At 35.8% G+C, this 25,992-nt stretch carries 19 protein-coding genes and 2 tRNA genes; 13 read left to right on the forward strand and 8 right to left on the reverse strand.

The window, feature by feature from the left end:
• Positions 1-13 precede the first annotated feature (13 nt).
• Positions 14-1,111, forward strand: coding sequence for a SusE domain-containing protein (locus G3A47_RS12495; protein ID WP_166922777.1), 1,098 nt, complete (start codon positions 14-16; stop codon positions 1,109-1,111).
• Between the two features lie 71 nt (positions 1,112-1,182).
• On the forward strand, positions 1,183-4,050 hold the full coding sequence (locus G3A47_RS12500) for an alpha-amylase family glycosyl hydrolase (protein WP_166922779.1): 2,868 nt from the start codon (positions 1,183-1,185) through the stop codon (positions 4,048-4,050).
• Positions 4,051-4,630: 580 nt separating this feature from the next.
• Here the strand turns inward: G3A47_RS12500 and G3A47_RS12505 are convergent.
• The 4 genes from G3A47_RS12505 to G3A47_RS12520 form a co-directional block, all read right to left on the reverse strand.
• Positions 4,631-4,852 (reverse strand): DUF6814 family protein, encoded by a 222-nt coding sequence (locus G3A47_RS12505; protein ID WP_166922781.1) that lies wholly within the window; start codon positions 4,850-4,852, stop codon positions 4,631-4,633.
• An 11-nt stretch (positions 4,853-4,863) separates the two neighbouring features.
• Positions 4,864-6,357 (reverse strand): MFS transporter, encoded by a 1,494-nt coding sequence (locus G3A47_RS12510; RefSeq protein ID WP_166922783.1) that lies wholly within the window; start codon positions 6,355-6,357, stop codon positions 4,864-4,866.
• Between the two features lie 403 nt (positions 6,358-6,760).
• A tRNA-Phe gene (locus tag G3A47_RS12515) sits at positions 6,761-6,836 on the reverse strand.
• 265 nt (positions 6,837-7,101) lie between these two features.
• Positions 7,102-7,177, reverse strand: a tRNA-Phe gene (locus tag G3A47_RS12520).
• A 100-nt stretch (positions 7,178-7,277) separates the two neighbouring features.
• Between G3A47_RS12520 and G3A47_RS12525 the strand changes: the two genes are divergently transcribed.
• The 6 genes from G3A47_RS12525 to G3A47_RS12550 all read left to right on the forward strand — a co-directional run bounded on the left by G3A47_RS12525 (position 7,278) and on the right by G3A47_RS12550 (position 13,513).
• Positions 7,278-8,012, forward strand: coding sequence for a type III pantothenate kinase (locus G3A47_RS12525; protein ID WP_166922785.1), 735 nt, complete (start codon positions 7,278-7,280; stop codon positions 8,010-8,012).
• On the forward strand, positions 8,005-9,237 hold the full coding sequence (locus G3A47_RS12530) for a porin family protein (protein ID WP_166922787.1): 1,233 nt from the start codon (positions 8,005-8,007) through the stop codon (positions 9,235-9,237). The genes G3A47_RS12525 and G3A47_RS12530 overlap by 8 nt, the downstream gene beginning before the upstream one ends.
• Before the next feature lie 50 nt (positions 9,238-9,287).
• Positions 9,288-9,839 (forward strand): LPS export ABC transporter periplasmic protein LptC, encoded by a 552-nt coding sequence (gene lptC / locus G3A47_RS12535; RefSeq protein WP_166922789.1) that lies wholly within the window; start codon positions 9,288-9,290, stop codon positions 9,837-9,839.
• A gap of 10 nt (positions 9,840-9,849) precedes the next feature.
• On the forward strand, positions 9,850-10,044 hold the full coding sequence (locus G3A47_RS12540; RefSeq protein ID WP_166922791.1) for a hypothetical protein: 195 nt from the start codon (positions 9,850-9,852) through the stop codon (positions 10,042-10,044).
• Between the two features lie 2 nt (positions 10,045-10,046).
• Positions 10,047-11,306 (forward strand): hemolysin family protein, encoded by a 1,260-nt coding sequence (locus G3A47_RS12545; protein WP_166922793.1) that lies wholly within the window; start codon positions 10,047-10,049, stop codon positions 11,304-11,306.
• Between the two features lie 107 nt (positions 11,307-11,413).
• The gene (locus tag G3A47_RS12550; protein WP_166922795.1) at positions 11,414-13,513 is read left to right on the forward strand and encodes a peptidylprolyl isomerase; all 2,100 of its coding nucleotides are present in this window, start codon (positions 11,414-11,416) and stop codon (positions 13,511-13,513) included.
• A 66-nt stretch (positions 13,514-13,579) separates the two neighbouring features.
• On the opposite strand, the gene G3A47_RS12555 is transcribed toward G3A47_RS12550, so the two are convergent.
• From G3A47_RS12555 to G3A47_RS12565, 3 genes are all read right to left on the reverse strand, one after another.
• The gene (locus tag G3A47_RS12555; protein ID WP_166922797.1) at positions 13,580-13,912 is read right to left on the reverse strand and encodes a hypothetical protein; all 333 of its coding nucleotides are present in this window, start codon (positions 13,910-13,912) and stop codon (positions 13,580-13,582) included.
• Positions 13,913-14,326: 414 nt separating this feature from the next.
• Positions 14,327-15,241 (reverse strand): GYDIA family GHMP kinase, encoded by a 915-nt coding sequence (locus G3A47_RS12560; RefSeq protein ID WP_166922799.1) that lies wholly within the window; start codon positions 15,239-15,241, stop codon positions 14,327-14,329.
• A gap of 96 nt (positions 15,242-15,337) precedes the next feature.
• Complete coding sequence (locus tag G3A47_RS12565) at positions 15,338-16,651, reverse strand: hydroxymethylglutaryl-CoA reductase, degradative (RefSeq protein ID WP_166922801.1); 1,314 nt, start codon at positions 16,649-16,651, stop codon at positions 15,338-15,340.
• Positions 16,652-16,835: 184 nt separating this feature from the next.
• Here G3A47_RS12565 and G3A47_RS12570 point away from each other — a divergent pair, with 184 nt between their 5' ends.
• From G3A47_RS12570 to G3A47_RS12590, 5 genes are all read left to right on the forward strand, one after another.
• Positions 16,836-19,007 (forward strand): S9 family peptidase, encoded by a 2,172-nt coding sequence (locus G3A47_RS12570; RefSeq protein WP_166922803.1) that lies wholly within the window; start codon positions 16,836-16,838, stop codon positions 19,005-19,007.
• Positions 19,008-19,044: 37 nt separating this feature from the next.
• Positions 19,045-20,721 (forward strand): peptide MFS transporter, encoded by a 1,677-nt coding sequence (locus tag G3A47_RS12575; protein ID WP_166922805.1) that lies wholly within the window; start codon positions 19,045-19,047, stop codon positions 20,719-20,721.
• A gap of 78 nt (positions 20,722-20,799) precedes the next feature.
• On the forward strand, positions 20,800-22,458 hold the full coding sequence (locus G3A47_RS12580) for a peptide MFS transporter (RefSeq protein WP_166922807.1): 1,659 nt from the start codon (positions 20,800-20,802) through the stop codon (positions 22,456-22,458).
• Positions 22,459-22,472: 14 nt separating this feature from the next.
• Entirely contained in the window at positions 22,473-23,957 is a 1,485-nt protein-coding gene (locus G3A47_RS12585; RefSeq protein WP_166922809.1) for a peptide MFS transporter, read from the forward strand.
• Between the two features lie 52 nt (positions 23,958-24,009).
• Positions 24,010-24,477, forward strand: a complete 468-nt coding sequence (locus G3A47_RS12590; RefSeq protein WP_166922811.1) for a thioredoxin family protein — start codon at positions 24,010-24,012, stop codon at positions 24,475-24,477.
• A 157-nt stretch (positions 24,478-24,634) separates the two neighbouring features.
• On the opposite strand, the gene G3A47_RS12595 is transcribed toward G3A47_RS12590, so the two are convergent.
• Entirely contained in the window at positions 24,635-25,585 is a 951-nt protein-coding gene (locus G3A47_RS12595) for a hypothetical protein (protein WP_166922813.1), read from the reverse strand.
• Positions 25,586-25,992 lie beyond the last annotated feature (407 nt).

Here is a 25,992-nt window from a genome sequence, read left to right on the forward strand (position 1 = left end):
ATAAAATATTAAAATGAAAAAGATATATATAATTTTAATCACATTTATTGGTGTATTAGCGGTATCATGTAATGCTGATGCTGTTGACGAAAGAGAAGTTCTTAGTACTATTACTGCTCCGGAAATTACTGCACCGGAAACGGGACAAGATTTTGTCTTAGATGTTGAAAAAGCAGCTACAGTAGCTACTAAATTTAAATGGTCAGCAGCGCAATATTCTACTGCGGTATCGGTAAAATACACTTTATTGATAGATAAAAAAGGAGGTAATTTTGCAGCAGCAAAAGTGCTCGGAACTACTACTAATAGCATTACAGAACTTTCTGTACTTGTTAAGGATTTAAATCAAGCTGCAATAGATTTGGGCGGAAAACCTGAAGTTACCGCGATGTATGATGTGAAAATTACGTCAAATGTATCCGGTGGATTTGCGCAGGTAGCTAAAGGTTTAATCACAATTAGTATAACGCCTTACACAGGAAAAGTAGACTATCCTTTTACAGATTGGTATTTAGTGGGAGATGCAACAGTTTCCGGCTGGGATAACAATAAAGGAAATCAAATTTTGTTTAGAAATCCTAAAAAGGCTGAAGAATATAAGTTTACAGGATTTTTTAAAGCCGGTTATTTCAAAGCAATAAAAGACTTAGGGAACTGGGCTCCTATGTACGGTGGAGCTAATGGAGATTTGGTATATAGAGGAACAACTGGTGACCCGGATCCTGCAAGTATTGCAATTGCAGCAGACGGATACTATACTTTTACTATGAATGTAAAAACTCTAAAATATACACTAGTTCCTTATGATGCTACTGCAGCGAAAAGTTATGCAACAGTTGGTGTCATTGGAGATAGCACCGCTAAAGGATGGGATGCATCAACTCCAATGATTAAATCCTCTTTTAATGAACATATCTGGACTTTAGGTGTAACCTCTTTGAATGATGGTGGAATGAAGTTTAGAGCTAATAATAACTGGGATGTTTCCTGGGGCGGAAATACTGCTTTCTCAGGAGGAGGTACAGGGGACAATATACCTGTAGCAAAATCTAAATATGTTATTTATTTTAATGATTTAGACGGAAGTTATTTGATGATTCCAAATCAATAATTGAAATTCTTAATAAAAAGGGCTATCTCAGGATGGCCCTTTTTAATACTAACTAACCAACCAACCACATTATGAAGAAAACAATACTTTTATTTTTCCTTTTGTTATCTGGGTTCATTTTTGCCCAACAGCAAACGGTAACGTATACAATAAATCCATCAACTTTTGAGGATACTACTTCAATAACGATTACGATCGACGGAACCAGTATCAACGAAGGAACATGGTCGGTAACAGGAAATGCACTCTATCTTTGGTCGTGGTCTTATAATGTAAATGATGCCGCTCAAATGGACTCCCCCTCAAACGGGTCGTGGACTGCCTCTGATGAAGCGAGCCGATTTACTTATAATGCAGTTGCCGATACGTATACAAAAACATTTGTGCCTTCCGTTTATTTTGGCAGAAACGGAATCGGAAAGATGGGTTTTTTAATTAAAGCCAAGGATGGATCGGGAGGAAAACAATCGCAGGACATATTGGTTGAAGTGGGGTCTTTTCAGTTAACATTAACGACTCCGGTTGAAAATAGTACTTCGATTATTTCATCCGGTTCTAATTTTTCTATTGCAGCAACAAACACAAACGGTACAGCGAGTTATACTTTAAAAGCGAATGGAGCCACGGTTAATACTAATGCTGCCACGGCAAGTTATTCGTTTACGGCGACGAACATTACAAGTAATCAAAGTTATGAATTATCGGCGACGCAATCCGGTGTTACTATCACTAAGAAGTTTTCGGTAGTCGTAAATCCAAATACCGTTTCTGCTGCTATGCCTGCAGGTTTAGTAGATGGGATTAATTATAATACAGCCGATGCCACAAAAGCAACTTTGGTTTTAGATGCTCCGCTGAAAGATTTCGTTTACGTTGCCGGAAGTTTTAATAACTGGCAGCCAACATCGGCCTATGCGATGAAAAAAGATCCCGCATCAGGTAAATTCTGGTTAGAAATAACCGGATTGGTTTCGGGTGTAAACAATACCTATCAATATTGGGTGGTTGATACGACACCGCTGGCCAATTCACCGGCTATGGTAAAAACAGCAGATCCTTATTCTACTTTGGTTTTGTCTCCTTATGATGATTCTTCTATTCCTGCGACTTCTTATCCCAATATGCCGGTGTATCCGGTGGGGCAGCAGTTTGAAGTGACGGTACTTAAGACAGGACAAACGCCATATGCATGGCAGGTAACCAATTTTACAAAACCTGAAAAAGATAAATTGGTGGTTTATGAAGTTTTGGTTCGCGATTTTGATGCGGCCAGAAATTACCAAAGTTTAATAGATAAAATAGAGTACTTTAAAAATCTAAAAATAAACGCAATCGAATTGATGCCAGTAATGGAGTTTGAAGGCAATGAAAGCTGGGGGTACAACACCTCGTTTCATATGGCTTTGGATAAATTTTATGGTACTTCAGATAAATTAAAAGAGCTTATAGACCTGTGTCACCAAAACGGAATTGCGGTTATACTAGATGTAGCTTTAAATCACGCATTCGGCAGGAATCCAATGGTAAGAATGTGGATGAACGATCCTGATGGTGATGGTTTTGGAGCTCCAACAACAGAGAATCCTTATTTTAATACTGTAGCGAAACACAGTTATAGTGTAGGGGAAGATTTTAATCACCAATCCCTTAAAACTCAATATTATGTGGATCGTGTGATCAAACAATGGATCGAAGAATATAAAATTGACGGTTTCCGTTGGGATTTAACCAAAGGATTTACACAGCTTTGTACTGCTTCAGATGAATCCTGTACCAATGCGTATCAACAGGATAGAGTAGATGTGTTGAAAAAATATGCAGATTATTCCTGGAGTCTTGATCCGACACATTACACTATTTTTGAACACTTAGGAACAGATGCCGAAGAGCAACAATGGGCCAATTACAGAATTGCTGAGACACCAAGCAAAGGAATTATGATGTGGGGTAAAATGACAGATCCCTACAACGAATTGTCTATGGGATATACCAGCAGTATTTCCAGAATGACAAGTGCCAGTCACGGTTTTCAGTCCAACCGTCTGATGGGGTATGCGGAAAGTCATGATGAAGAACGTTTGATGTATAAAAACATTCAATACGGAAATTCAAACGGTACTTATAATGTAAAAACATTAAATACCGCTTTGTCAAGAATGTCGGCTATCGGAGCTGTTTCCTTGTTGGTTCCCGGCCCAAAAATGATTTGGCATTTTGGTGAATTAGGCTGGGATGAATCTATTTTTACATGCAAGAACGGTACGGTAAATGATAATTCGGGAACTATTCCGGGAGACTGTAAATTAGATACCAAACCACAACCGCAATGGGTAGAAAACTGGTTAGGAGATACAAACAGAAATAAAATTTACAACGATTGGGCAAAGATGATTACGTTAAAAACAACGGAGCCTGTTTTTTCAGGAACGCCTACCATTGCAAGTGGAAGTTCGTTAAATGTGAATATAAAAATCACCAATGCAAGTTTGGCTTCCACTCAATTAAAAGACGTTTTAATTATAGCCAACTTTGATGTTACGACAAAAAATGTTGCGACAGGTTTTCAATATACCGGAACATGGTACAACTTAATGGATAATACAACTATTACCGTTACTGATGCTGCTGCGCCGATAAGTTTAGCCGCCGGTGAATACCGAATTTATGGGAATAAACAAGCGAACTTAGCGATCGAAAATTTTGAAAAAGCAAACACAGTAAATCTTTATCCGAATCCGGTTTCGGATTATTTTACTTTAAATGTAACGACAACTAAAGTTCAGATTTACTCGATTTCAGGCCAGTTGGTAAAAAGTTTTGCCCCCAATGGAAAATCAGATTTTCAGTTTGCGGTAAGCGATTTAAAAACGGGATTGTATCTGGTGAAAGCAAGTGATGAGAACAACAAAGTACAAGTGATGAAATTCATTAAAAAATAATGGTTTGTTAGTTTTAGTAAGAGAAGGTTGTCTGGAAACAGGCAGCCTTTTTTTTGCCACAGATTTCACAGATTAAAATGATTATTTCTTAGTTTAAAAAACAATTCGTAAAAATTCGTGCAATTTATGGCAAGTTTTTTTGTCTCCATTCTTGCTGATTCCTAATCCTTCAAACTGCTTAGTTTTTAGTCTAAATTCGATCGTTGAATGGTAACGTCAATAAATGAATAATCGGGTTCAGGTTATAAATCAGAAAAGAAATCCTTTAAATCAGTGCAATCTGTGGTAAGCTTTTTTATTTAGCCATAGATTTCACAGATTAAAATGATTATTTCTTAGTTTAAAAAACAATTCGTAAAAATTCGTGCAATTTATAGCAAGCTTTTTTGCCTCCATTTTTGCTAATTCCTAATCCGTCAAACTGCTTTGTTTTTTGGTCTAAATTCGATTGTTGAATAGTAATGTTAATAGATGAATAATCGAGGTCAAGTTATAAATTAGAAAAGAAATCCTTTTAATCAGTGAAATCTGTGGCAAAATATAAAAAACAATCACCGCAGATTTCGCTAATTATCAGTTGTTATTTTTTGTTGTATTCTCCAATTACGGAAAAATAGCCAAAAGTACCCAGGCCTAAGACAATCAATGGCGTAAGGATAAAAAGGATAATAACGCCAAAAACTAAATCGTCTTGTTTGTCTGAAAGTAGTTTTGGTAAGCCAAATTCAAAGACGCAGAAATAAGCCGCCGCCGCCGCGAGGATAACCCATATAACGCCTAAAATTTGTTTAATCGCATTCATAATTTGTAGTTCTAAAGGTGAGTGGTTTGGTTTTTGGTATCAATATAAATCATTCCAATTACAAAGCATATCGAAGCAATAATAATAGGGTACCATAATCCGTCCAGATAAAAATCTTGTTTTCCGGCTTCTTTGGCGTGTGTTACGAAGTAGGTTGAAATGGCAGGTAGCAATCCTCCAAAAATTCCATTCCCTACATGATACGGCAGAGACATTGAAGTGTATCTGATTTTAGTTGGAAACATTTCTACTAAAAATGCGGCAATCGGCCCGTACACCATCGTAACAAATAACACCTGAATGAAAACGAGGAAGATTAAAGTCCATTTATCACTTGAGTTTATTGTAATTGAAATAGTTTTTTGTGTTTCTTTTTTTGAATTATATGTTTCTGTCTCAATGGCAGATGTACCATCGGTGTAGTTTTTTGTGGTTGTAGTTACAATACTTCCGTCGTTTGTATTTTCGACTGCTTGTGTTGTTTTTGAGGTGATTTCAGTTTTGTGAGCCACGTCAGTTGTGGTGTACATGCTTTTGTAGATAGGTCGGTAAAACAAAATGGCCAGTAGCATACCCGACATCATGATATATTTGCGCCCGGTTTTGTCACTCAGCCATCCGAAGAAGATAAAAAAGGGAGTTCCGAGTAAGAGTGCAATTCCCAATAGGCTATCGACTTGCGAAGAATTAATGTTCATCACCGTTTTCATAAAACTCATGGCGTAAAATTGCCCGGTGTACCAAACAACGCCCTGTCCCATTGTCGCGCCAAATAAGGCCAGTAATACAAATTTTAAGTTATATCGGTTTCCAAAGCTTTCTCTAAGTGGGTTTTTGCTCGTGGTTCCTTCTTTCTTTGCTTTTGCGAAAACCGGAGATTCATCCATGTTTTTTCTAATCAAGTACGAAACACCCACCATAACGATAGAAATCCAAAAGGGTACACGCCATCCCCAGGAGTCAAAAGCCTCTGCCGAAAGTGTATTTTTGGTTATTAGAATTACCATTAAAGAGATAAATAAGCCTACAGTAGCAGTGGTTTGAATCCACGAAGTCCAATAGCCTTTCTGTCCTTCGGGCGCATGTTCTGCAACATAGGTAGCAGCTCCTCCATATTCACCACCAAGAGCTAGACCTTGTAATAAACGCAGGATTAAAACCAATACAGGAGCTAAAAAACCGATTGTTTCATAACTCGGAATACAGCCAATTAAAAAGGTAGAACCACCCATTAATAATAAAGTAGCCATAAAAGTATATTTACGACCAATGATATCACCAAGTCTTCCAAAAAATAAAGCACCAAACGGACGCACCACAAATCCGGCCGCAAAGGTGGCCAATGTAGATAAAAAAGCAGCAGTAGGATTATCACCCGGAAAGAATTTGGTTGATAACACAACAGCTAAACTTCCAAAAATATAGAAATCGTACCACTCTATCATGGTTCCCATGGAAGAGGCCGAAATTACTTTCCAAATTCCTTTTGTAGAAGTCTTGCTCATTAATTAAAAATCCGATTCAGATGGCAAATAAAGTATTATTTATTTTTTTTACGAATATAAAGGATAATTTTTTATTTATTCATTACTTTTTTTACGAAATATGAATTTATAGTATTGACAATGGTTTTTGTGGATTTGCTGTAAGGAAAGTACTTTAGGTATGAGGGAATCTGCAATATTTTTTTTGTGCTGATCCTTTTTTTTAACCCCGTTTTGGTGTTTAAAACAATTACAAGAGTAGCGTATAAAAGATTAAACTAGGGAGTTTCTATGTTAATCAATCGTAAAGAGGAGTTAATTTTTGTGGGGTAGAAATAAAACATAAACCCGACAGGTTTTAGAAACCTGTCGGGTTTGGTTAATAGATAAAAAACAAAAAACCCGAATATTTCTATTCGGGTTTTGGTGGTGCCTCCAGGGATCGAACCAGGGACACATGGATTTTCAGTCCATTGCTCTACCATCTGAGCTAAGGCACCATTGCTGATTGCGGGTGCAAAGATAGAAGGTTTTTTGGTTTATCCAAAACATTTTGCAATTGATTTTTGTGTTGTTTTTGATTTTTAATTTAAAGCTCTAAAATCCAATGCTAAAGCCCGATGATAAATTTTTAAATTATTTGAAATTTGGAATTAAATAATCTATTTAGTCCTTAAATTTTACGTAAACCCGACAGGTTTTAGAAACCTGTCGGGTTTGGTTAATAAATAAAAACAAAAAACCCGAATATTTCTATTCGGGTTTTGGTGGTGCCTCCAGGGATCGAACCAGGGACACATGGATTTTCAGTCCATTGCTCTACCATCTGAGCTAAGGCACCATTGCTGATTGCGGGTGCAAAGATATAATCATTTTCGGTTTATGCAAAACATTTTTTTAAAAAAATCAATTCGTATCTTCGCATTGGTAAAAAAATAAATATGGTTTTAGCAGTTGATGTTGGTAACACTCGAATTAAAGCGGCTGTCTTTGAGGGAGGTAGTGTTCTGGAGAGTTTCGTTTTTGAGAAAGGGGAATTCGAAAATAAAATTAAAAATATTTTAAAAAAATTTCAAAATTGTACCGATCTGGTCGTTGCATCGGTGGGAAATATCGAAAAACAAGCCTTTTTAACTTTCGAAAAACAGCTTACGATTCATTTTTTGACACATGAAGATGTTTTTCCTTTTATAAATAAGTATGCGACTCCAAAAACTTTAGGCATAGACCGCATGGTTTTGGCTGCCGGAGCCACTTTGCAATTTCCAAAACAAAACAGACTGGTGATCGATGCGGGAACATGTATTACCTATGATTTTATCGACGAAAAGGACCACTATTTGGGTGGCGCAATCTCTCCGGGGCTCAGATTGCGTTATGAAGCCTTGCATAACTTTACGGCCAGACTGCCTTTGCTGACTTTAGAGGCGCCGGAGCACTATATAGGAGATTCAACAAAAGAGGCCATTCACTCAGGGGTTGTTAATGGTTTCGTCTATGAGATTGATGGTTTTATCGATGAATATAAGGCAAATTTTTCAAATTTTATAATAATTTTAACGGGTGGTGATGCAGATTTTTTGGCTAAACGATTAAAAAATACCATATTTGCCAATTCAAATTTCCTTTTAGAAAGTTTGAACCAAACATTTCAATATAAAATCGACAATGATTAAAAAAATTATAATAAGTACTTGTTTACTTATATCGTTCGTTTCATTTGCACAGCAAGGGACTTCATCGCCTTATTCTTTCTACGGAATTGGTGATACAAGATTCAAAGGAACTCTTGAATACAGATCTATGGCGGGAGTTGCAGTAGAGCAGGATTCGATACATTTGAATATTGAGAATCCGGCAAGTTATGCCAGTTTGGGGCAGACTACTTTTTCTGTTGGAGGTACTTTTGGAACAACTAATATTAAAACAGATAAAGAGACTTCAAAAGCGCAAAGATCAACTTTTGATTATTTGGCTGTAGGGATTCCGATGGGTAAATTTGGTGCTGCGTTTGGTTTGGTACCTTTAACTTCTGTTGGATATAGAATTTCAAATGACAATACAGCTGATCCGAACGGAATAAGCAGTCAGTTAGAAGGAAAAGGCGGAGTTAACAAAGTGTTTTTCGGATTGGGTTATAAAATCACACCTAAGTGGAACATCGGAGCTGATGTACAATACAACTTTGGTAAAATCACGACCACAAGTGTTGAACTTGTGACAGGTGTTCAAAATGCAACCAGAGAAACAAATACTTCGGAGCTATCAGGAGTAAACTTTAATATTGGTACCATGTATCAGACTAAGGTTGATAAAAAATTAAGTTTGTTTACTAGTTTGAATTATACTTTTTCAGGTAAATTAAATTCAGACAATACCAGAGTTACTGAGGTTGACGGAGATCCTACATCGTATACGTATCCTGAAAATTCTGTTAAATTAAAACTTCCTGGTAAATTTACATTTGGTGCCGGTATCGGAGAAGCAAGAAAATGGTTAGTAGGTACTACCTTGGCTTTTCAGGGAGATGCGGGATCACTTGCTAATTATTACAATACAGCTGATAATGTACGTTACGAAAAATATTCAAAATATGCAGTTGGGGGGTATTATGTTCCTAATTATGGTTCTTTTACAAATTATTTCAGCAGAATTACTTACAGAGCAGGTCTTAAATACGAAAAATTGGGGCTGATTGTAAATAATCAATCTATTAATGATGTTGGTATGACTTTGGGTGCCGGTTTTCCGATTACAGGGACTTTTTCAAATGTAAATGTGGGAATTGAATTTGGTAAAAAAGGAACTACCTCTGCCGGTTTGGTTCAGGAGAACTATATGAACTTTAGCGTGAGTTTCTCTTTTAACGACAGATGGTTCGTGAAAAGCAGATTCAACTAAACATAACTTTATGTTTTTTTAAGCTCATTACAATTTACTACATTTGGCAAATGAATTTACCAAAGAAATATATACTAATAATTGTCACAGTTCTTACTGTGACAATGTTTTTTGGATGCGAAAGTAATTTTAAAGAAGTTCAGAGAAGTAACTTCTCAGAGTTTGTTCCCGGGAGTGATGCAGATACCGTTAATATAAAGTATACAGATTCAGGGCGCATAACCGGAGTTTTGATTAGCTCTAAAATGCTGGATTATTCTAATCTCGATTTTCCGTTTACAGAGTTTCCAAAAGGACTTGATGTTACTTTGTATGATAAAAAACAAAAACGTACTTTTATAAGATCAAATTATGCTATTTCGTACAAGCCAACCGGAATTATTGACTTGCAGGGAAAAGTGAAGATTACATCAGAAACCGGGCAGATGCTTGAAACAGAGCAACTGTATTTTGACCAGAAGAACGAATGGTTTTATACCGAAAGAAAATTTAAGCTCACAGATGCAAAAGGAGTTTCTTACGGACAGGGAATTGATTTTAGCAAAGATTTTAAAGTGATAAATTCACAACGAATAACCGGCGAACTGGAAGCCGAAGAATAAAATATACATTATGAGTTATTTAAAATATACATCTTACGTTTACATATTATTTGCAGTTTTCTTTATTTATGATGGAGTTGTAAAGCTAAATGAAGGAAAAGAGAATGCTACTATGAGCTTCATAATTGCCGGTTTAGCCGTTTTTATGTTTTTCTTCAGAAGAAAATTTGGAAGAAAATTTAGCGATCGTGACAAAGAACAATAGAAATGGAGATCGGTATTATAATACTATGTTTAATACTATCAGCCTTTTTTTCAGGAATGGAAATTGCTTTTATTTCCTCGAATAAAATTTATCTTGAAATAGAAAAAAAACAAGATAATTTTCTCTCTCAAATTCTTACCAAACTTACCGGGAATCCCTCTAAATTTATTGCTGCAATGCTCATTGGTAACAATGTTGCGCTCGTAGTTTACGGGTTTTTCATGGGGGATCTGATTCTGAATCAGATAATCGGATTAGGTTATCACTTCTCTGAGGTCGCCAGTTTGTTGATTCAGATCGTGATTTCTACTTTTATAATTTTGATTACTGCGGAGTTTCTTCCGAAGGTTTTTTTTCAGATTTATGCCAACTCCCTGATTAAGTTTTTTGCCATTCCGGCTTATCTTTTTTATAGGTTATTTTACTACATATCTACTTTTTTTATCTGGATTTCAGATTTTATTTTAAAGAAATTCTTTAAAACAGAAGGCGATCAGGTGCAGTTGTATTTTAGTAAAGTAGAACTTGGTAACTATATTAACGAACAAATGAGTTCTGTTGAAGATAGTGAAGAAGTAGATTCGGAAATCCAGATTTTTCAAAATGCTTTAGAGTTTTCGGGCGTGAAAGCACGCGATATTATGACACCGCGTACCGAAATTGTTGCGGTCGATTTATTTGACAGTGTTGAAGAGCTTAAGGAAGTATTTATAGAAACCGGATATTCTAAAATTGTAGTGAATCAAAACTCGTTGGACGATATTGTGGGTTATGTGCACTCTTTTGATTTGTTTAAAAAGCCTAAAACAATCAAATCTGTTTTGATGACCGTGGAGTTTGTTCCCGAAACTATTTCGATAAAAGATGCGTTAAATCTTTTAATCAAGAAGAGGAGAAATGTCGCTGTTGTTTTAGATGAGCATGGAGGGACAGCGGGGATCATTACCATAGAAGATATTGTAGAGGAGCTTTTTGGCGAGATTGAAGACGAACATGACCTGGACGAAGAATTGATAGAGCTGACACTGGGGGAAGGAAAGTATTTATTTTCGACCCGTTTAGATGTGGAGTATTTGAATGAGACCTATAAATTAGGCATTCCTGAGGAGGATTCCTATGGTACTTTGGGAGGTTTTATTGTGAATTCAACAAAAGAAATTCCCCAAAAAGGAGAAGAAATAGTCATAGATAACTATCATTTTGTGATAGAAGAAGCGACAAACAAGAAAATTGAATTGGTAAAAATGACTATAAAAGAGTGAAATTTTTAGTAATTGAAAAAAAATGTGTAAAATAAAACCCTAGTTGTATTGTTATTAACTAGATAATTGTATTTTCGCAAACTGAATATAAAATTAACGATATAAAAATGGCAGTTTTAGCAAAAATTAGACAGCGTTCCGCTTTATTAATAGGAGTTATTGCACTTGCATTATTTGCATTTATAATACAAGATCTATTCACCAGAGGGACTTTCGGTCAAAGTTCAAAAGATGTAGGAAGTATCGATGGAAAAGACATTTCATTTGAAGACTTTAGAGTTAAAGTTAGTAATGTTGAAAAAAGCGGTCAGGGGATTTCTTCTACTGAAGCTTCTAACAGAGTTTGGGATCAAGAGGTTTCAATTGCATTATTATCAACTCAGTTTGATAAACTAGGATTGAGAGTAGGTGAAAAACACCTAATCGAAGTTTTAAAAGCAGATCCGAATATCGGGAAAAACCCAATGTTTTTGAACGCTGCCGGTATGTTTGATATTGCTAAATTCAAAGAGTATTTTAAAACGAATCCTGAAGCAAAACAATATATTGCAGATAGAGAGAAAGATGCTACATTAAATGCAAAATTCCAAATCTACAATACATTAGTAAAATCAGGACTTTACACAACTGCCAGTGAAGGAAAGTTGAAATATGAAATGGAAGCTAACAAAGTAAACTTTGCTTATGTTGCCGGATTGTATTCTTCTATTAAAGATAGTGAAGTAAAAATTTCTGATTCAGAAATTGTTGATTATATGAAGAAAAACGAGAAGAAATTCAAAGCGGATGAAACTCGTGAAATTCAATATGTATTAGTGGAAGACAAAGCGTCAAAAGAAGACGAAGCTGAAATTAAAGCTAAGATTACTGCTTTGTTATCAGGAAGTGTTGTTTACAATGCAAAAACGGGTAAAAACGATACTTTGCCAGGTTTCAGAAATGCAACTAACATTGCAGAATTTGTAAACTCAAATTCTGATATTCCTTACGATTCAAGTTATGTGGCTAAAAATAGCTTGCCTGCAGTTGATGCTGATAAATTATTTAGCTTAGCGCCGGGTGCAATCTACGGACCATACGTTTATGGTAAGTACTACTGTATTTCTAAATCTCTTGGATTTAAAGCAGGAGTTAACGCAAAAGCAAGTCATATCTTAATTGGATATACAGGATCTCAAACGCCAAATACAAAAGAGAAAAGAACAAAAGAAGAAGCTAAAGCTAAAGCAGAAGAAATTTTGGCTCAGGTTCAGGCTAATCCGGATAGTTTTATGATGTTGGCTTTTACAAGCTCTGATGATTCATCTGCACAACAAGGTGGTGATTTAGGTTATTTTGGTCCAAACCAAATGGTAAAACCTTTCAATGATTTTGTATTCAGCAACGGAATTGGAAAAGTTGGTTTAGTTGAAACTCCTTTCGGATTTCACATCATTAAAATTACTGACAAACAAGACGGAATTCGTTTAGCTACAATTGCTCAGAAAATTGAGCCTTCTGAAGTAACTTCTGATAAAGTATTTACTTTAGCAACTAAATTTGAAATGGATGCTGCAGATAAAGATTTTAATGCAACTGCAAAAGAATTAGGATTAAAAGTAGCTCCTCCTGTAACGGCAAAAGCTATGGACGAAGCATTTGGTTCATTAGGAAATCAGCGTAACATTGTAAGATGGGCATTTGATAAAGAAACTGATAAAGGTGATGTTAAGCGTTTTGAAATCGCTAATGTTGGTCACGTTATTGCTCAATACAAAAGTGAAAACGCATCAGGTTTAGTATCTGTAACTGTTGCAAGACCATATGTAGAGCCAATCTTGAAAAACAAGAAAAAAGCAGAAATGCTAAAAGCTAAAATGACAGGATCTAGCCTTGAAGCAGTTGCTAAAAGTGCAGGAGTTGCTGTTCAACAAGCTGCTGATGTAACTATGGATAACCCGGTTTTACCTGGTGGAGTTGGACAAGAGCCTAAAGTTGTTGGTAACGCATTTGCTTTAGCTGCAAACAAAATCTCTGCTCCAATTGAAGGAAACACAGGAGTTTATGTAGTAAAAAACATTAAAGTGGTAAAAGCACCGGCAATTGCAAGCCATGCTGCTTATATTGAAAAAGTAAAAGCACAAAGTGCATCTGATGCAAGCAGAATTTTACCGGCTTTGAAAAACAATGCTAAGATCAAAGACAACAGATTAGAGTTTAACTACTAATCTAAGTACATAAATACTAAAAGCCGTTTCTAATTTAGAAACGGCTTTTTTTGTTTTTTAGATCTTTTACTTAATAACAGTGAAAAGATGATTTTCGGAGGTGCTAAACAGAACCAATCCTCCCGATATTTTGGAAAAGCTGAGCATGATTCTGTAGCTTTTTCCAATTGCAACGTTATTGGGGACTTTAACCGAAAAACGAGTGTAACCTTTATGGTCGAATATTTGAAAAGGTGAAATCACAGAATGCCTGTCCTTTGGGTTAAAAAATTCAGCATTAATTCCTATTAGCGATCCCGGTTCAATCCCGTGTTTCCTTTTCGCAGGGATCATAATAATTGTTGTTCCTATTGTACCCATAGACGGTGACATGCAAATTTCATAATCTGGTTTAGGCATAATGCTTATGGTTTTAAATAATGAAAAGCATACTTTTAATTATGTGCTATTGGTAAGATTTTTAGTTCAATTGAGCGGTTTTGTAAAAATAAGAATAAACCTTCAGAATGAATGTTGTAGAATTAATAACCGAATGCTTTAGGGTTATATTCGTAGAAGTTGCCACCAATTGCACGAATTTTTACGAATTGTTTTGTTTTAAATCTGAACTCAATTACTGAATGATAAGACTAACATCAAGAGAAAAATAATCAAGTTCACGTTATAATCCAGCGAAGAAATCCTTTCAATCTGTGAAATCTGTGGCAAAAAAAAAGCGGCCACAGATAAATAAAGAACAATTCGTGAAAATTCGTGCAATTAGTGGTAAGTCTTTTTTTGTTGAAGGCGTGATTCAAAAGATTTATGCTAATTCTATAAGATCATTTCGGCATAAGTAAGGATGGTTTCGTATCCTTTTGAGGTAAAATAGGCAGTTGGATTTTCTTTAGAAAGCACCATTACAAAATCGCCACCCCATGCCCCGAGGCTTTTTACGACACCTTTAAAATCCGGAAAAGCAATTTCTTTTATTGTTTCCAGTTCTAAGATATTGCTTAAGTGCGTTTCATGTTTTTCTAAAGCGTAGGCAAATTCAGTTAGTGTTTTTGCATTTAAAACCATTTCCGTGATTTTGTTGTTCTCGGCAATGTTGTCAGTCAGGTTTTGGTTTTTGTTATTGTAATAGGCATTTATAGCCGTTTTACTGCTTTGCTTTTTGTTAAGATATACAAAGAATATATTTTGAGTAAAATCCGGATTAAAAGCTACAGATTCAACGATAGGCCTGTTTTGTTCTAAACGATACGTTATGGGTGTGTTGTTCTGCGCACAGGCAATGTCGTAACCACTGCCTCCGAAACTGTTTTTTAGTAGTGTGAAAGCATCAATTTTAGTCCATTGAGCGATATTGTTCAGTAAAGTAGAAGAAGTGCCTAATCCCCAGTTTTTAGGAAATGTAAGCTGAGTAGTAATAGTGTAACCTTCCGCCTGATTAATAAAATCAGGATTTAGAAGATAGGCCTCATGCAAAATCGTAATTAAAGTCGTTTTTACGGTTTCAATTTCAGCAGTTGGGGGATTTACAATATCAGAAAAAGAAAAACGGTCTTCAAACCAGATCTGCTGGTCAAAATCATAGCTTTTCCATTTAATTGTTTTATTTGTTCCCTCTTCTACGATTAAGTTCTGTCCGAATTTTGTGGGTAATGCAAAAGCTTTGGCACCATCTAAAACCAGATATTCGCCTGTAATTAAGAGTTTTCCGTTACTGTAAAAGGTTGTTTTCATGCTGTCTCTTTTGACTCCGACGCGGCTTGTTTTTTAGGATCCTTGAGAAATGTTAGGAATTAAAAATGAAGCAATAAACCGCCAAAAAACGTCTGATTATTTTCGTAAATTATCTATAAACTCCACTACTGCACTATGAGAAATAGCATTGATCTTAAAATGTGATTTAATCAAATGGCGCTCTTCGTCGTTGGCTTCAAATTGGTTGATGATATTGTTTAAGTGCATTTTCATATGACCAGCCTGGATTCCGTTTGTTGTTAAGGAACGCAAGGCGGCAAAATTTTGTGCCAGACCCGCAACAGCCACAATTTCCATAAGCTCTTTTGCTGAAGGTTTCTGTAGAATCTCCAAACACAATTTTACTAAAGGATGTAAGGAAGTTAGCCCGCCAACGGTACCTAATGCAAGTGGAATTTCGAGCCAAAAAGTAAATACGCCATCTTCAATTTTAGCATGTGATAAACTCGTATATTGACCATTTCGCGAAGCATAAGCATGAATACCGGCTTCTACTGCTCTAAAATCATTTCCTGTTGCCAGAATTACGGCATCAACACCATTCATGATTCCTTTATTGTGAGTTGTGGCTCTAAAGGGCTCTACTTCCGCAATTTGAACCGCTTGTACAAAACGTTCTGCAAATTCCTGCGGATTGGTGATGTGTTTTTCTGCTAAGTCTTCAACCGGACAAGAAACTTCGGCTCTGACAACACAGTTTGGGACATAATTAGACAAAATGCTCATTACCACCTGTAACGTTTCATTTTTGGCAAGTAAATCAGAATTATGAGCTTCTTCTTTTAAAGTTGTCGCAAATTGTTCCAGACAGGAATTAATAAAATTAGCCCCCATACTGTCTTTGGTCTCAAAAGTAGCATGCAACTGGAAATAATTTTCAAGTAAATTTCTTTTGTCTTTTAATTGAATATCCAGTATTCCTCCGCCACGCTGTTGCATGTTTTTGGTGATGCTTTGCGTATCTGAGAAAAATTTAGGTTTGATCTGATCGAAGAACGATTGTAGTTTTTCGGCGTTTCCGTTGAATATAAAATGAACCTGTCCGATTTTCTCCGTATTCAGTACAGTGGCTTTAAATCCGCCACGTGTAGCCCAGTATTTGGCTGCTTTTGAAGCGGCGGCTACGACAGAACTTTCTTCAATAGCCATTGGGATTGTTTTGTACTTTCCGTTGATTAAAAAGTTAGGAGCAATTCCAAGTGGGATGTATAAATTAGTGATGGTATTTTCTATGAATTCATCGTGCAGTTGTTGGAGCTTGTGGTCTGAATTCCAGTAATTTCTTATTATTTTAAGAGCCTCGTCAGGAGTCGAAAAATAAGTGTCAGCAATCCAGTTTATTTTTTCATTTTTGGATAATTTTGAAAATCCGGCAACGGCGTTGTTCATTCTCAGTAGATTAAATTGTAATATTGCGGCAAATATACCAATTTAAGAGCTTTGTTTGCAATCTGTAATTGAAAATTGGAAGTACGCAATCGTTATTTTTTTTAACATTTAACAGTTGAAATATGCATTATGTTTATTTTTTTTACTAAAATTGGGCTCTTTTTTATATTTTAAAATAATACTAATGAATACAAATAGAATAACAGTTGTACTATTGTTGCTGGTTGCTACCGTTTTTGGACAACAAAAAATCACTGTTGAAAATATTTATACCGGAGCTTTTCAGGCCAAAGGAATGGACAAATTGCAATCCTTAAAAAATACAAATCAGTATACGGTATTGAATGTGGATAGGGCAAATAGAAGCATGGAAATTGACTTATATGATTTTGCTACGCTGAAAAAAGTATCCAATTTAATTGAAACAAAAAATCATCCGGCATTAGCAAACGGAATAGACAGTTATACTTTTGATGCTGCCGAAAAAAAGATTTTAATTGCAATTAATACCAAAAAGATTTTCCGGCACTCGTTTACCGCAGATTACTTTTTGTACGATATTACTTCCAAATCGCTAACTAAGCTTTTTGATTTTCAGGTTCAGGAACCAACTTTTTCTCCGGATGGATCTAAAATCGCTTTCGCTAAAGAAAATAATCTGTATGTATATGATGTTGCTTCCAAAAAAGTAACGACAGTCACGACAGACGGTAAGAAAAATGCAGTCATTAATGGTATTACCGACTGGGTCTATGAAGAAGAGTTCTCTTTTGTAAGAGCATTTGACTGGAGTGCAGACAGTAAAAAACTGGCTTATATTCGTTTTGACGAAAGTGCAGTACCTGAGTTTTCAATGTCTATGTTTCACAAAGACCTCTATCCGAAAATTGAAACGTTTAAATACCCGAAACCGGGAGAGAAAAATTCAGTAGTCTCTTTACATATTTATGATGCCGTAGCAAACGCTACCAAAAAAGTAGATCTTGGAAATTATAATGATTTTTATATCCCAAGGTTAAAATGGACAAATGATGCTAATGTATTGTCTGCACAAGTTTTAAATCGCCATCAGGACAATCTGGATCTTTTATTTGTTGATGGAACAACCGCTGCTGCAAAAGTGGTTTTGAATGAAAAAGACAAAGCTTATGTTGATATTACAGATAATCTGACCTTTTTAAAAGACAACAGTTTTATCTGGACAAGCGAAACAGACGGATTTAATCATATTTATCTGTATGACAAAACCGGAAAATTAAAAAATCAGGTTACAAAAGGAAACTGGGAAGTAACATCTTACTACGGTTTCGACGAAAAAACAAAAACTATTTTCTATCAATCTACAGAGAATGGTTCTATAAACAGAGCAATCTACCGCATCTCATTAGACGGAAAAAACAAAACAGCTCTGGCTAAAACTACAGGAACAAACGCGGCGACTTTCAGTCCAAATTTCCAGTACTTTATCAATACTTTCTCTAGCGCAGTTCAGCCAACTACCTATACTTTAAACGAAGCGAAAACGGGTAAAGAAATTCAGGTGATCGAAAACAACAAAGCCCTTTCTGATAAATTAGTGGCGTACAACTTGCCGGCTAAAGAATTCTTTGTTTTAAAAACAGCAAAAGGAAACGAGTTAAATACATGGATTTTAAAACCAAAAGATTTTGATCCTTCAAAAAAATACCCGGTTTTTATGTACCAGTATTCCGGTCCGGGTTCACAACAGGTAAATAATGACTGGAACAATAAAGACGATTATTGGTTTATGTCTCTGACTCAGCAAGGATATATTGTAGTTTGTGTTGATGGTAGAGGTACCGGTTTTAAAGGTGCTGACTTCAAAAAAGTAACACAAAAAGAATTAGGAAAATACGAAGTAGAAGATCAAATCGATGCGGCAAAAGTACTTGCAACTTATCCGTATGTTGATGCTTCAAGAATCGGAATCTTCGGATGGAGCTATGGAGGATTTATGGCTGCAAATTGTATTTTTCAGGGGAATGATGTTTTCAAAATGGCCATTGCTGTTGCTCCGGTAACCAACTGGCGTTTTTATGATAGTGTGTATACAGAAAGATACCTGCAAACTCCTCAGGAAAATGCAAGTGGTTACGATCTGAATTCACCAATTAATTATGTAGATAAATTAAAAGGAAAGTTTTTGTTGATACACGGATCAGGTGACGACAATGTGCATCTGCAAAACTCAATGCAAATGATGGAAGCATTAATCCAGGCGGGTAAAGAATTTGATTCTGAAATCTATCCGGATAAAGACCATCATATTCTCGGAACAAAAACGAGAATTCACCTTTTTACCAGAATGACTAATTTTATCAAAGAAAATTTATAGAACAACTTTATAACCTTAAAAATAAATAACAAATAATATGGGAGAGAAACAAGTAAAATCGGCGCATCCAAAAGGGCTTTGGGTACTGTTTGGAACGGAGATGTGGGAGCGGTTCAATTTTTATGGAATGCGAGCTTTATTGACTTTATTTCTTGTTAACTCATTATTAATGAAGGAAGAAGAAGCCTCATTGATTTATGGTGGGTTTCTTGGTCTTTGTTATTTAACTCCGATGTTGGGAGGTTTTATTTCCGATCGTTTTTTAGGAAACAGAAATTGTATTTTATTAGGCGGATTATTGATGGCAATTGGACAATTGCTGTTGTTTACAAGTGGTAGTGTTTTTGAAGATAATCTGTCTTTGGCTAAAACAATCATGTACACGGCTTTGGGAATCATTGTGTTCGGTAACGGATTCTTCAAACCAAATATCTCAAGTATGGTGGGAAGTTTGTATCCGAAGCAAGAGAAAACAAAACTGGATACCGCTTTTACTATTTTTTACATGGGAATCAATATGGGAGCCTTCTTAGGGCAGTCTATTTGTCCGTTGTTAGGAGATGTAAGAGATAGTGGGGGAATTAGAGACATTCACGCTTTCAAATGGGGATTCTTAGCTGCTTCAGGTGCTATGCTTGCCGGAACAGTTCTTTTTTACTTCCTGAAAAATAAATACGTAGTAACTCCGGAAGGAAAACCATTAGGAGGTTTACCATCTAAAAATGAGGCTTCAGATTTTGAAGAAGGAGAAGCACAAAAAGCTAATTTCTCTTCTACAGCATTAATTGGAGCCGGAATTGCCTTTTTAGTTTTAGGAGCTATTTTTCACTATGTTTTCGGACAAAATTTAATTTATACCTTAATCTATTCCAGCGGTTTATCTTTGGCCGGATTGATTATTTCAGATACTTCTTTAACAAAAATCGAAAGAGACAGAATTATTGTAATTTATATCGTTTCGTTTTTTATTATCTTCTTTTGGGCCGCCTTCGAACAGGCCGGATCTTCATTGACTTTTATTGCTGATAATCAAACAGACAGAAATTTCTTTGGCTGGCAAATGCCTCCGTCAATGGTTCAGATTTTCAACGGATTGTTTGTTGTTGTAATGGCAGTTCCTTTTAGTATACTATGGGATACTTTGAGAGCAAAAGACAAAGAACCAATTTCACCGGTTAAGTTGGCTTTTGGTTTGGTGATTATTACGATAAGCTTTTTTATGATTGCAACTCAGGTTTCTTACATCGGAACTTCAGGTTTGTTATTGGTAAAATGGTTGATTTTATTGTATTTCCTAAACACTTGTGCGGAGTTATGTTTATCTCCAATCGGATTGTCATTGGTGGGTAAATTATCACCAAAACGTTTTGCTTCTTTATTGTATGGGGTATTTTTCTTGTCTAATGCATCAGGTTATGCTTTAGGAGGAACTTTGGGTTCTATCTTGCCTGCAACAGGAGATAAGTACAAAAAAGCACAAGAATTGGGGATTGACTTACAAGCGGTTTTGGATAAAAAAATCACACTAACTCCGGCGCAGTTAGAATTATTAGACAAGCACCAGATTAGTGATCATTATCCAGATTTTGCAGGATTCATAATCCATAATTTATACGAGTTTTTCATGGTATTTGTTGTTCTTACAGGTATCGCTGCAATTGTATTGTTTGCATTGACTCCATTTTTGAAAAAAATGATGCACGGTGTTAGATAAATCATTGTCATAGATATATAGAAAATTACCTGCAGGTTTCGGCTTGCAGGTAATTTTAATTTTAAAGAGTTTACAGTTATGTGGAAAAAACATCCAAAAGCATTGCCTTTTTTGTTTCTGTCTGAAATGTGGGAGCGTTTTGGTTATTATTTAATGATCGGAATTTTTACTTTATATCTAAAAGATGTAAAAACCGGTTTTGCAATGACAGAGAAAGAAGCCTCTGATTTATACGGGACTTTTATAGCATTAGTTTTTTTGACACCTTTTATAGGCGGACTGATTGCTGACAGGTATTTGGGATATAGAAAGTCTGTTGTTCTGGGCGGAATTTTAATGGGGATTGGTTACTTCTTAATTGGAATACATGATCTGACAATGCTTTATATCGCCATGACTTTGATAATTGTTGGGAATGGCTTTTTTAAACCAAATATTTCCACTTTACTGGGGAGTTTTTACTCTAAAGAAGAGTATCAGGATAAAAAAGATGAAGGCTACAATATTTTCTATATGGGAATTAATGTTGGTGGTTTTATCTGTAATTTCTTCGGTGCTGCCCTGCAAATCCTTTTGGGATGGCATTGGGCATTTATGGCTGCAGGAGTAGGGATGTTTATTGGTGTTATAGTGTTTTTATTGGGGACTAAACATTATGTAGGCTATGACCAGAAAAAAGGGATACAAGAAGGAGATATGCCATTTTATAAAATTATACTTTTTATCCTGTTGCCTTCATTTGTTTTTGGTGCAATTGGCTGGATGATAAAAGGAGTGGCTTCAGATGCCAATGCAGATAGTGCTATCTTTGGTTCAGACAGTACAGATGCTTTTATTTTTGCCTGTATTCCGATAGTTATCTTTTACGGATCTCTTTATTTTAAAGCAAAAACAGAGGATAAACGATCCATAGGTGCTTTATTGGCTATTTTTGGAGTGGTGATTTTATTTTGGGCCGTCTTCAAACTTAACGGTTCTGCCCTTACGACCTGGGCAGATCGATATACTGACAGAGAAGTAACGGGAACATCCGGTAAGGTGATTGCGAAGCTAAAACTGGCAAAAGAGGTCGAGTATAAAATGGACTCTACTGAACTGTACGATAAACAGTTTCGTTTGCAAAAAGTAAACGGAGTGGTTAAGAAAGAAGTAAATTATCCTTTATATTTTAGAAATGTTGCTCCGGACAAATTACCGGAAGAAGGTGCCAAGGTGCATCTTTGGGCCACCAATTTAAGTCAGTCTATTAATCCGGCCTGGGTTGTTATACTAACACCTTTGGTTGTCGCATTTTTCTCTTTTTTACGATTGCGAAAAAAAGAACCTTCAACGCCTACAAAAATTGCTTTTGGTTTACTGATTTCAGCATTGTCTGTTCTGGTAATGATAGCTGCCGTAAAAATTGGAGGTAACGGAACAGAGAAAGTTAGCGCCTGGTGGCTGGTAGCCAATTATGGTATCATAACAATTGGAGAATTGTTTTTAAGTCCGATGGGACTATCGGTGGTTTCTAAACTGAGCCCGGCTAATATAACTTCTTTAATGATGGGAGGTTGGTTTTTATCAACTTCTATCGGAAATAAGTTAAGCGGAGTTTTGGCCAGTATGTGGGATACTTACGACAATAAAGTCAACTTTTTTTGGATAAATTTTGCACTGTTAATGTTTGCAACTGTATTGATGTTTGCTTTGCTAAAGCAACTTAACAAAGTGATGAAAGAAAGAGGAATTAATTAATTATTTATAAATAAATGGAGCAAAAGGTCACTTTAGAACAAATACAGAATTTTGAAGGCAAGTACCCAAAGCAATTGTGGTACTTGTTTTTGGTTGAAATGTGGGAGCGCTTCTGCTTCTACGGAATGAGAGGGGTTTTGGCGTTTTTTATGGTAGACCAATTAGGTTTATTGGAGGGAAAAGCCAATTTGCAGTACGGAGCCATTCAGGCTTTTGTTTATGCTTTTACGTTTATTGGAGGAATTTTCGCCGACAAAATTTTAGGATTTAAAAAATCATTACTGTTCGGAGGAATAATAATGATTTTAGGAAACTTGCTTATTGCGGTTTCGCCCCATGATTTTTTCTATTATGGGATAACATTATCGATTATCGGAACGGGTTTTTTTAAGCCCAACGTGTCTTCGATGGTAGGAGAGTTGTATCATGAAAACGATGGTAGAAGAGACGCCGGATACGGAATGTTTTATGCCGGAATCAATATTGGCGGAATGTTAGGAGGAGCGATTCCTATTTATCTGGGGAAAAATTACTCCTGGAGCCTATGCTTCCTGTCTGCTGCCATTGTGATGGTTATTGGGGTTATTACATTTCTTTTGACCAAAAAACATTTGGCACCAATAGGGAATTCACCTCTTGAAAACCACACGCCTAAAAAACGTAATCTTTATGAAATCGCAGTATACGTAGGTTCATTAGTAGTAATACCATTGGTATATATCATGGTAATCAACTCTGATTTTACAGAATACTTTATGTACACTATAGGCGCTGTTGCCTTGTTGTATTTTTTATTCGAATTATTGCGAATTAAAGACCGTAACCAACAATATAAATTATTGGCCGCATTTGTTTTTATCTTCGGTTATTTTATGTTTATGGCTATTTCGGAGCAATCAGGTGGTTCCTTGTCTTTGTTTGCAAAGGACAATCTGTCTGATAAATTGTTGTTTTTTAGTATTGATCCCAATGTGGTTAACAATAGTATCAACTCTTTGTATGTGATTATCTTTAGTCCGCTTGTCGGATTGCTTTGGATCTTTTTGTACAAAAGAAAAATAGAGCCCAATACCGTTATTAAATTTGGATTTTCTTTTATCCTTTTAGCTATCGGTTTCTTTATTTTTTACAGTGCCAGATTTTTTGTAGACGAAAAAGGTTTAAGCTCGTTAGACGTGTTTGCGTTCGGATACCTGATCTACACCTTAGGAGAATTGTGCATCGGACCAATCGGAATGTCGGTAATTACCAAATTGTCACCAAAAAGATTATTTGGTATGATGATGGGATTGTGGTTTTTATCAAGTGCATTTGGTCAGTTTGCTGCCGGGAAGCTGGGGTCGGAAATGTCTAATGCCAATACCGGAACAACCTTAATGTCTAAGCTTATTGCGTATACAGACGGATACTACCAATTGGCAATCTACTCGTTAATTGCCGGTATCGTTTTAATCGTGACGACACCATTAATTAGAAAATTAATGCAAGAAGTAAAGTAGATGACATTTTGCAAGGCAAATTTTGTTTAAATTTGATATAAAAATAAACAACATGAAAAAAATATTTGTAATAGCTTTCTTTTTGGTTGGCGCATTGGCGACGCAAGCCCAGGAACTGAAATGGTATACCGATGTAAAAGAAGCCATCGCTATAAGTAATAAAGAAAAAAAACCGATGCTGCTGTTTTTTACCGGTAGCGATTGGTGCGGCTGGTGTATCCGACTGCAAAATGAAGTTCTAAAAACAGCTGAATTTTCAAAATGGGCGAGCCAGAACGTTGTTTTAGTAGAGTTAGATTACCCAAGAAGAACACCGCAAACCCCGGAATTAAAAAGCCAGAATAACGAATTGCAACAAGCCTTTGGCATACAAGGTTTCCCGACGATTTATTTTTCCAGTGCCGAATCTAAAGATGGAAAGATCAACTTTAAAGGTCTTGGTTCTACCGGTTATGTTGCCGGAGGCCCGACGGCCTGGTTGGCTGTTGCTGATGGGATTGTGCATCCTAAGAAATCGTAATTTTTTTGTTGTATTCGGTAAATAATACAAAAAAAAAAGGAGCGAAAATCTAGAGATTTTCGCTCCTTTTTTTTGATTTTTCTTTCAGGATTTCTATAATTATTTAAATTCTTTTGCGGGAATTTACTTTTTAAGCTATTATGCTTTTTGTTTTTGTCTAAAAGGTATGCCAAGTGTCGTTTTTTTGGCACACAAAACGAACCGTTTGCCCTCTTGGAATTTCGAAACCATATTGATATAAAACACCATTCACATAAAAATCAGCACCAGAATCATTTAGGTTTACCTTACAAACAGCACTGCTGTTATTATTCTTTATAGTATACACTGTACCACTAGTAATATTTACGTTATACACTGAACCACTAAAGGTCTTATTTGTACAAGAAAAAGTGATAAAATTCGCCCCCGGCCCTGTGTAATTTGATACAATAAAAATGTCTTGACTGTATGTATTATTTATATATTGATTAGAAGATATTTCTGACAGTAATGCTTTACTTTTCCAAACAATATTACCATTTTCAGCTGCTTTTGCTACTTGGCCAGTTTCAGGAGCAACACCATCAGTACCATTTGCAATGGAAGCAGAGGTTAAGACCGTTTTTCCCGTAGTTGCATTAATCATTAACGCATCACTAGAGGTGTTGGAAGACCAAATTTTAAATAAACCACCCTGATTATAGAGACTAAAATAAGGACTGTTTGTTTTAGAATTCGGATATTTTAGAAGCATTTGATAGTTCAGGTCAATTTGTTTTACATCGGAAATTGAATTATTTTTCATGTCCAAATCTTTCGTAGCAGTATGGTCTCCTAAATTGTCGTTTCCTCCTCCTCCGCTGGACCAACTTGTTCCATCGAATACTTCCAGTTTTTTTGTATCCGTATTATAAACGATTAAACCGTTTGCAGGAGTGGTAATAGCATCTCTTTGTACAGTCGTCATTCTGGGCGGTAAAAAGCCTTTTGTGCTAGATGCCACTTCCAGAACGGCAGTTTTGTTTATCTCTGTGGGATTGTCCCCTATTTTTTGTACCGTTTGTGCCTGAGTGATAGAGCAGGCTAGAAAAGCAAATGTTATTGCTGTTATAATTTTACGCATCATAAAAATTTTGTTTGATAAATATTATATGCAAATAGAATTATTTTGAGTGTTTTACTGATCAATGAATATAGGAGTGTTTGTTTTAAATTTATGAATGAAAAACCTTATATTAAATCTGGTAAAATGTTTTTATGTATGTTATACCAGTGTCAGTTGGAGATCGGGAAATAAAAAAATCAGTTTTTAGTTTCACCTGTGTAGCAAATCCTTTTTGTCGGGGTCGGAAAATAAACATTGTAAAGTATTTTCAAAGTAAAATAAGCCGGAAGGTTGTTGTTTGAGTAGATTTAGATTACCCTAAAAGAACACCACTATCCACCTAATAAAAAGCCGGAATAACGAATGGCAACAAGCCTTTGGCATAAGGTTTCCCGACGATTTATTTTTCCAGTGCCAAATCTAAAGAT

The organism is Flavobacterium poyangense, assembly GCF_011751075.1.
GTDB classification, from domain to species: Bacteria; Bacteroidota; Bacteroidia; order Flavobacteriales; family Flavobacteriaceae; genus Flavobacterium; species Flavobacterium poyangense.

Excerpts from the sequence above, each read along its gene's own strand:
- lptC (WP_166922789.1), top strand. The coding sequence starts at position 9,288 with ATGAATTTACCAAAGAAATATATACTAATAATTGTCACAGTTCTTACT.
- G3A47_RS12595 (WP_166922813.1), bottom strand. The coding sequence starts at position 25,585 with ATGATGCGTAAAATTATAACAGCAATAACATTTGCTTTTCTAGCCTGC.
- G3A47_RS12500 (WP_166922779.1), top strand. The coding sequence starts at position 1,183 with ATGAAGAAAACAATACTTTTATTTTTCCTTTTGTTATCTGGGTTCATT.
- G3A47_RS12585 (WP_166922809.1), top strand. The coding sequence starts at position 22,473 with ATGGAGCAAAAGGTCACTTTAGAACAAATACAGAATTTTGAAGGCAAG.
- G3A47_RS12550 (WP_166922795.1), top strand. The coding sequence starts at position 11,414 with ATGGCAGTTTTAGCAAAAATTAGACAGCGTTCCGCTTTATTAATAGGA.
- G3A47_RS12555 (WP_166922797.1), bottom strand. The coding sequence starts at position 13,912 with ATGCCTAAACCAGATTATGAAATTTGCATGTCACCGTCTATGGGTACA.
- G3A47_RS12565 (WP_166922801.1), bottom strand. The coding sequence starts at position 16,651 with ATGAACAACGCCGTTGCCGGATTTTCAAAATTATCCAAAAATGAAAAA.
- G3A47_RS12590 (WP_166922811.1), top strand. The coding sequence starts at position 24,010 with ATGAAAAAAATATTTGTAATAGCTTTCTTTTTGGTTGGCGCATTGGCG.
- G3A47_RS12505 (WP_166922781.1), bottom strand. The coding sequence starts at position 4,852 with ATGAATGCGATTAAACAAATTTTAGGCGTTATATGGGTTATCCTCGCG.
- G3A47_RS12580 (WP_166922807.1), top strand. The coding sequence starts at position 20,800 with ATGTGGAAAAAACATCCAAAAGCATTGCCTTTTTTGTTTCTGTCTGAA.
- G3A47_RS12560 (WP_166922799.1), bottom strand. The coding sequence starts at position 15,241 with ATGAAAACAACCTTTTACAGTAACGGAAAACTCTTAATTACAGGCGAA.
- G3A47_RS12510 (WP_166922783.1), bottom strand. The coding sequence starts at position 6,357 with ATGAGCAAGACTTCTACAAAAGGAATTTGGAAAGTAATTTCGGCCTCT.
- G3A47_RS12570 (WP_166922803.1), top strand. The coding sequence starts at position 16,836 with ATGAATACAAATAGAATAACAGTTGTACTATTGTTGCTGGTTGCTACC.
- G3A47_RS12530 (WP_166922787.1), top strand. The coding sequence starts at position 8,005 with ATGATTAAAAAAATTATAATAAGTACTTGTTTACTTATATCGTTCGTT.
- G3A47_RS12545 (WP_166922793.1), top strand. The coding sequence starts at position 10,047 with ATGGAGATCGGTATTATAATACTATGTTTAATACTATCAGCCTTTTTT.
- G3A47_RS12495 (WP_166922777.1), top strand. The coding sequence starts at position 14 with ATGAAAAAGATATATATAATTTTAATCACATTTATTGGTGTATTAGCG.
- G3A47_RS12575 (WP_166922805.1), top strand. The coding sequence starts at position 19,045 with ATGGGAGAGAAACAAGTAAAATCGGCGCATCCAAAAGGGCTTTGGGTA.
- G3A47_RS12540 (WP_166922791.1), top strand. The coding sequence starts at position 9,850 with ATGAGTTATTTAAAATATACATCTTACGTTTACATATTATTTGCAGTT.
- G3A47_RS12525 (WP_166922785.1), top strand. The coding sequence starts at position 7,278 with ATGGTTTTAGCAGTTGATGTTGGTAACACTCGAATTAAAGCGGCTGTC.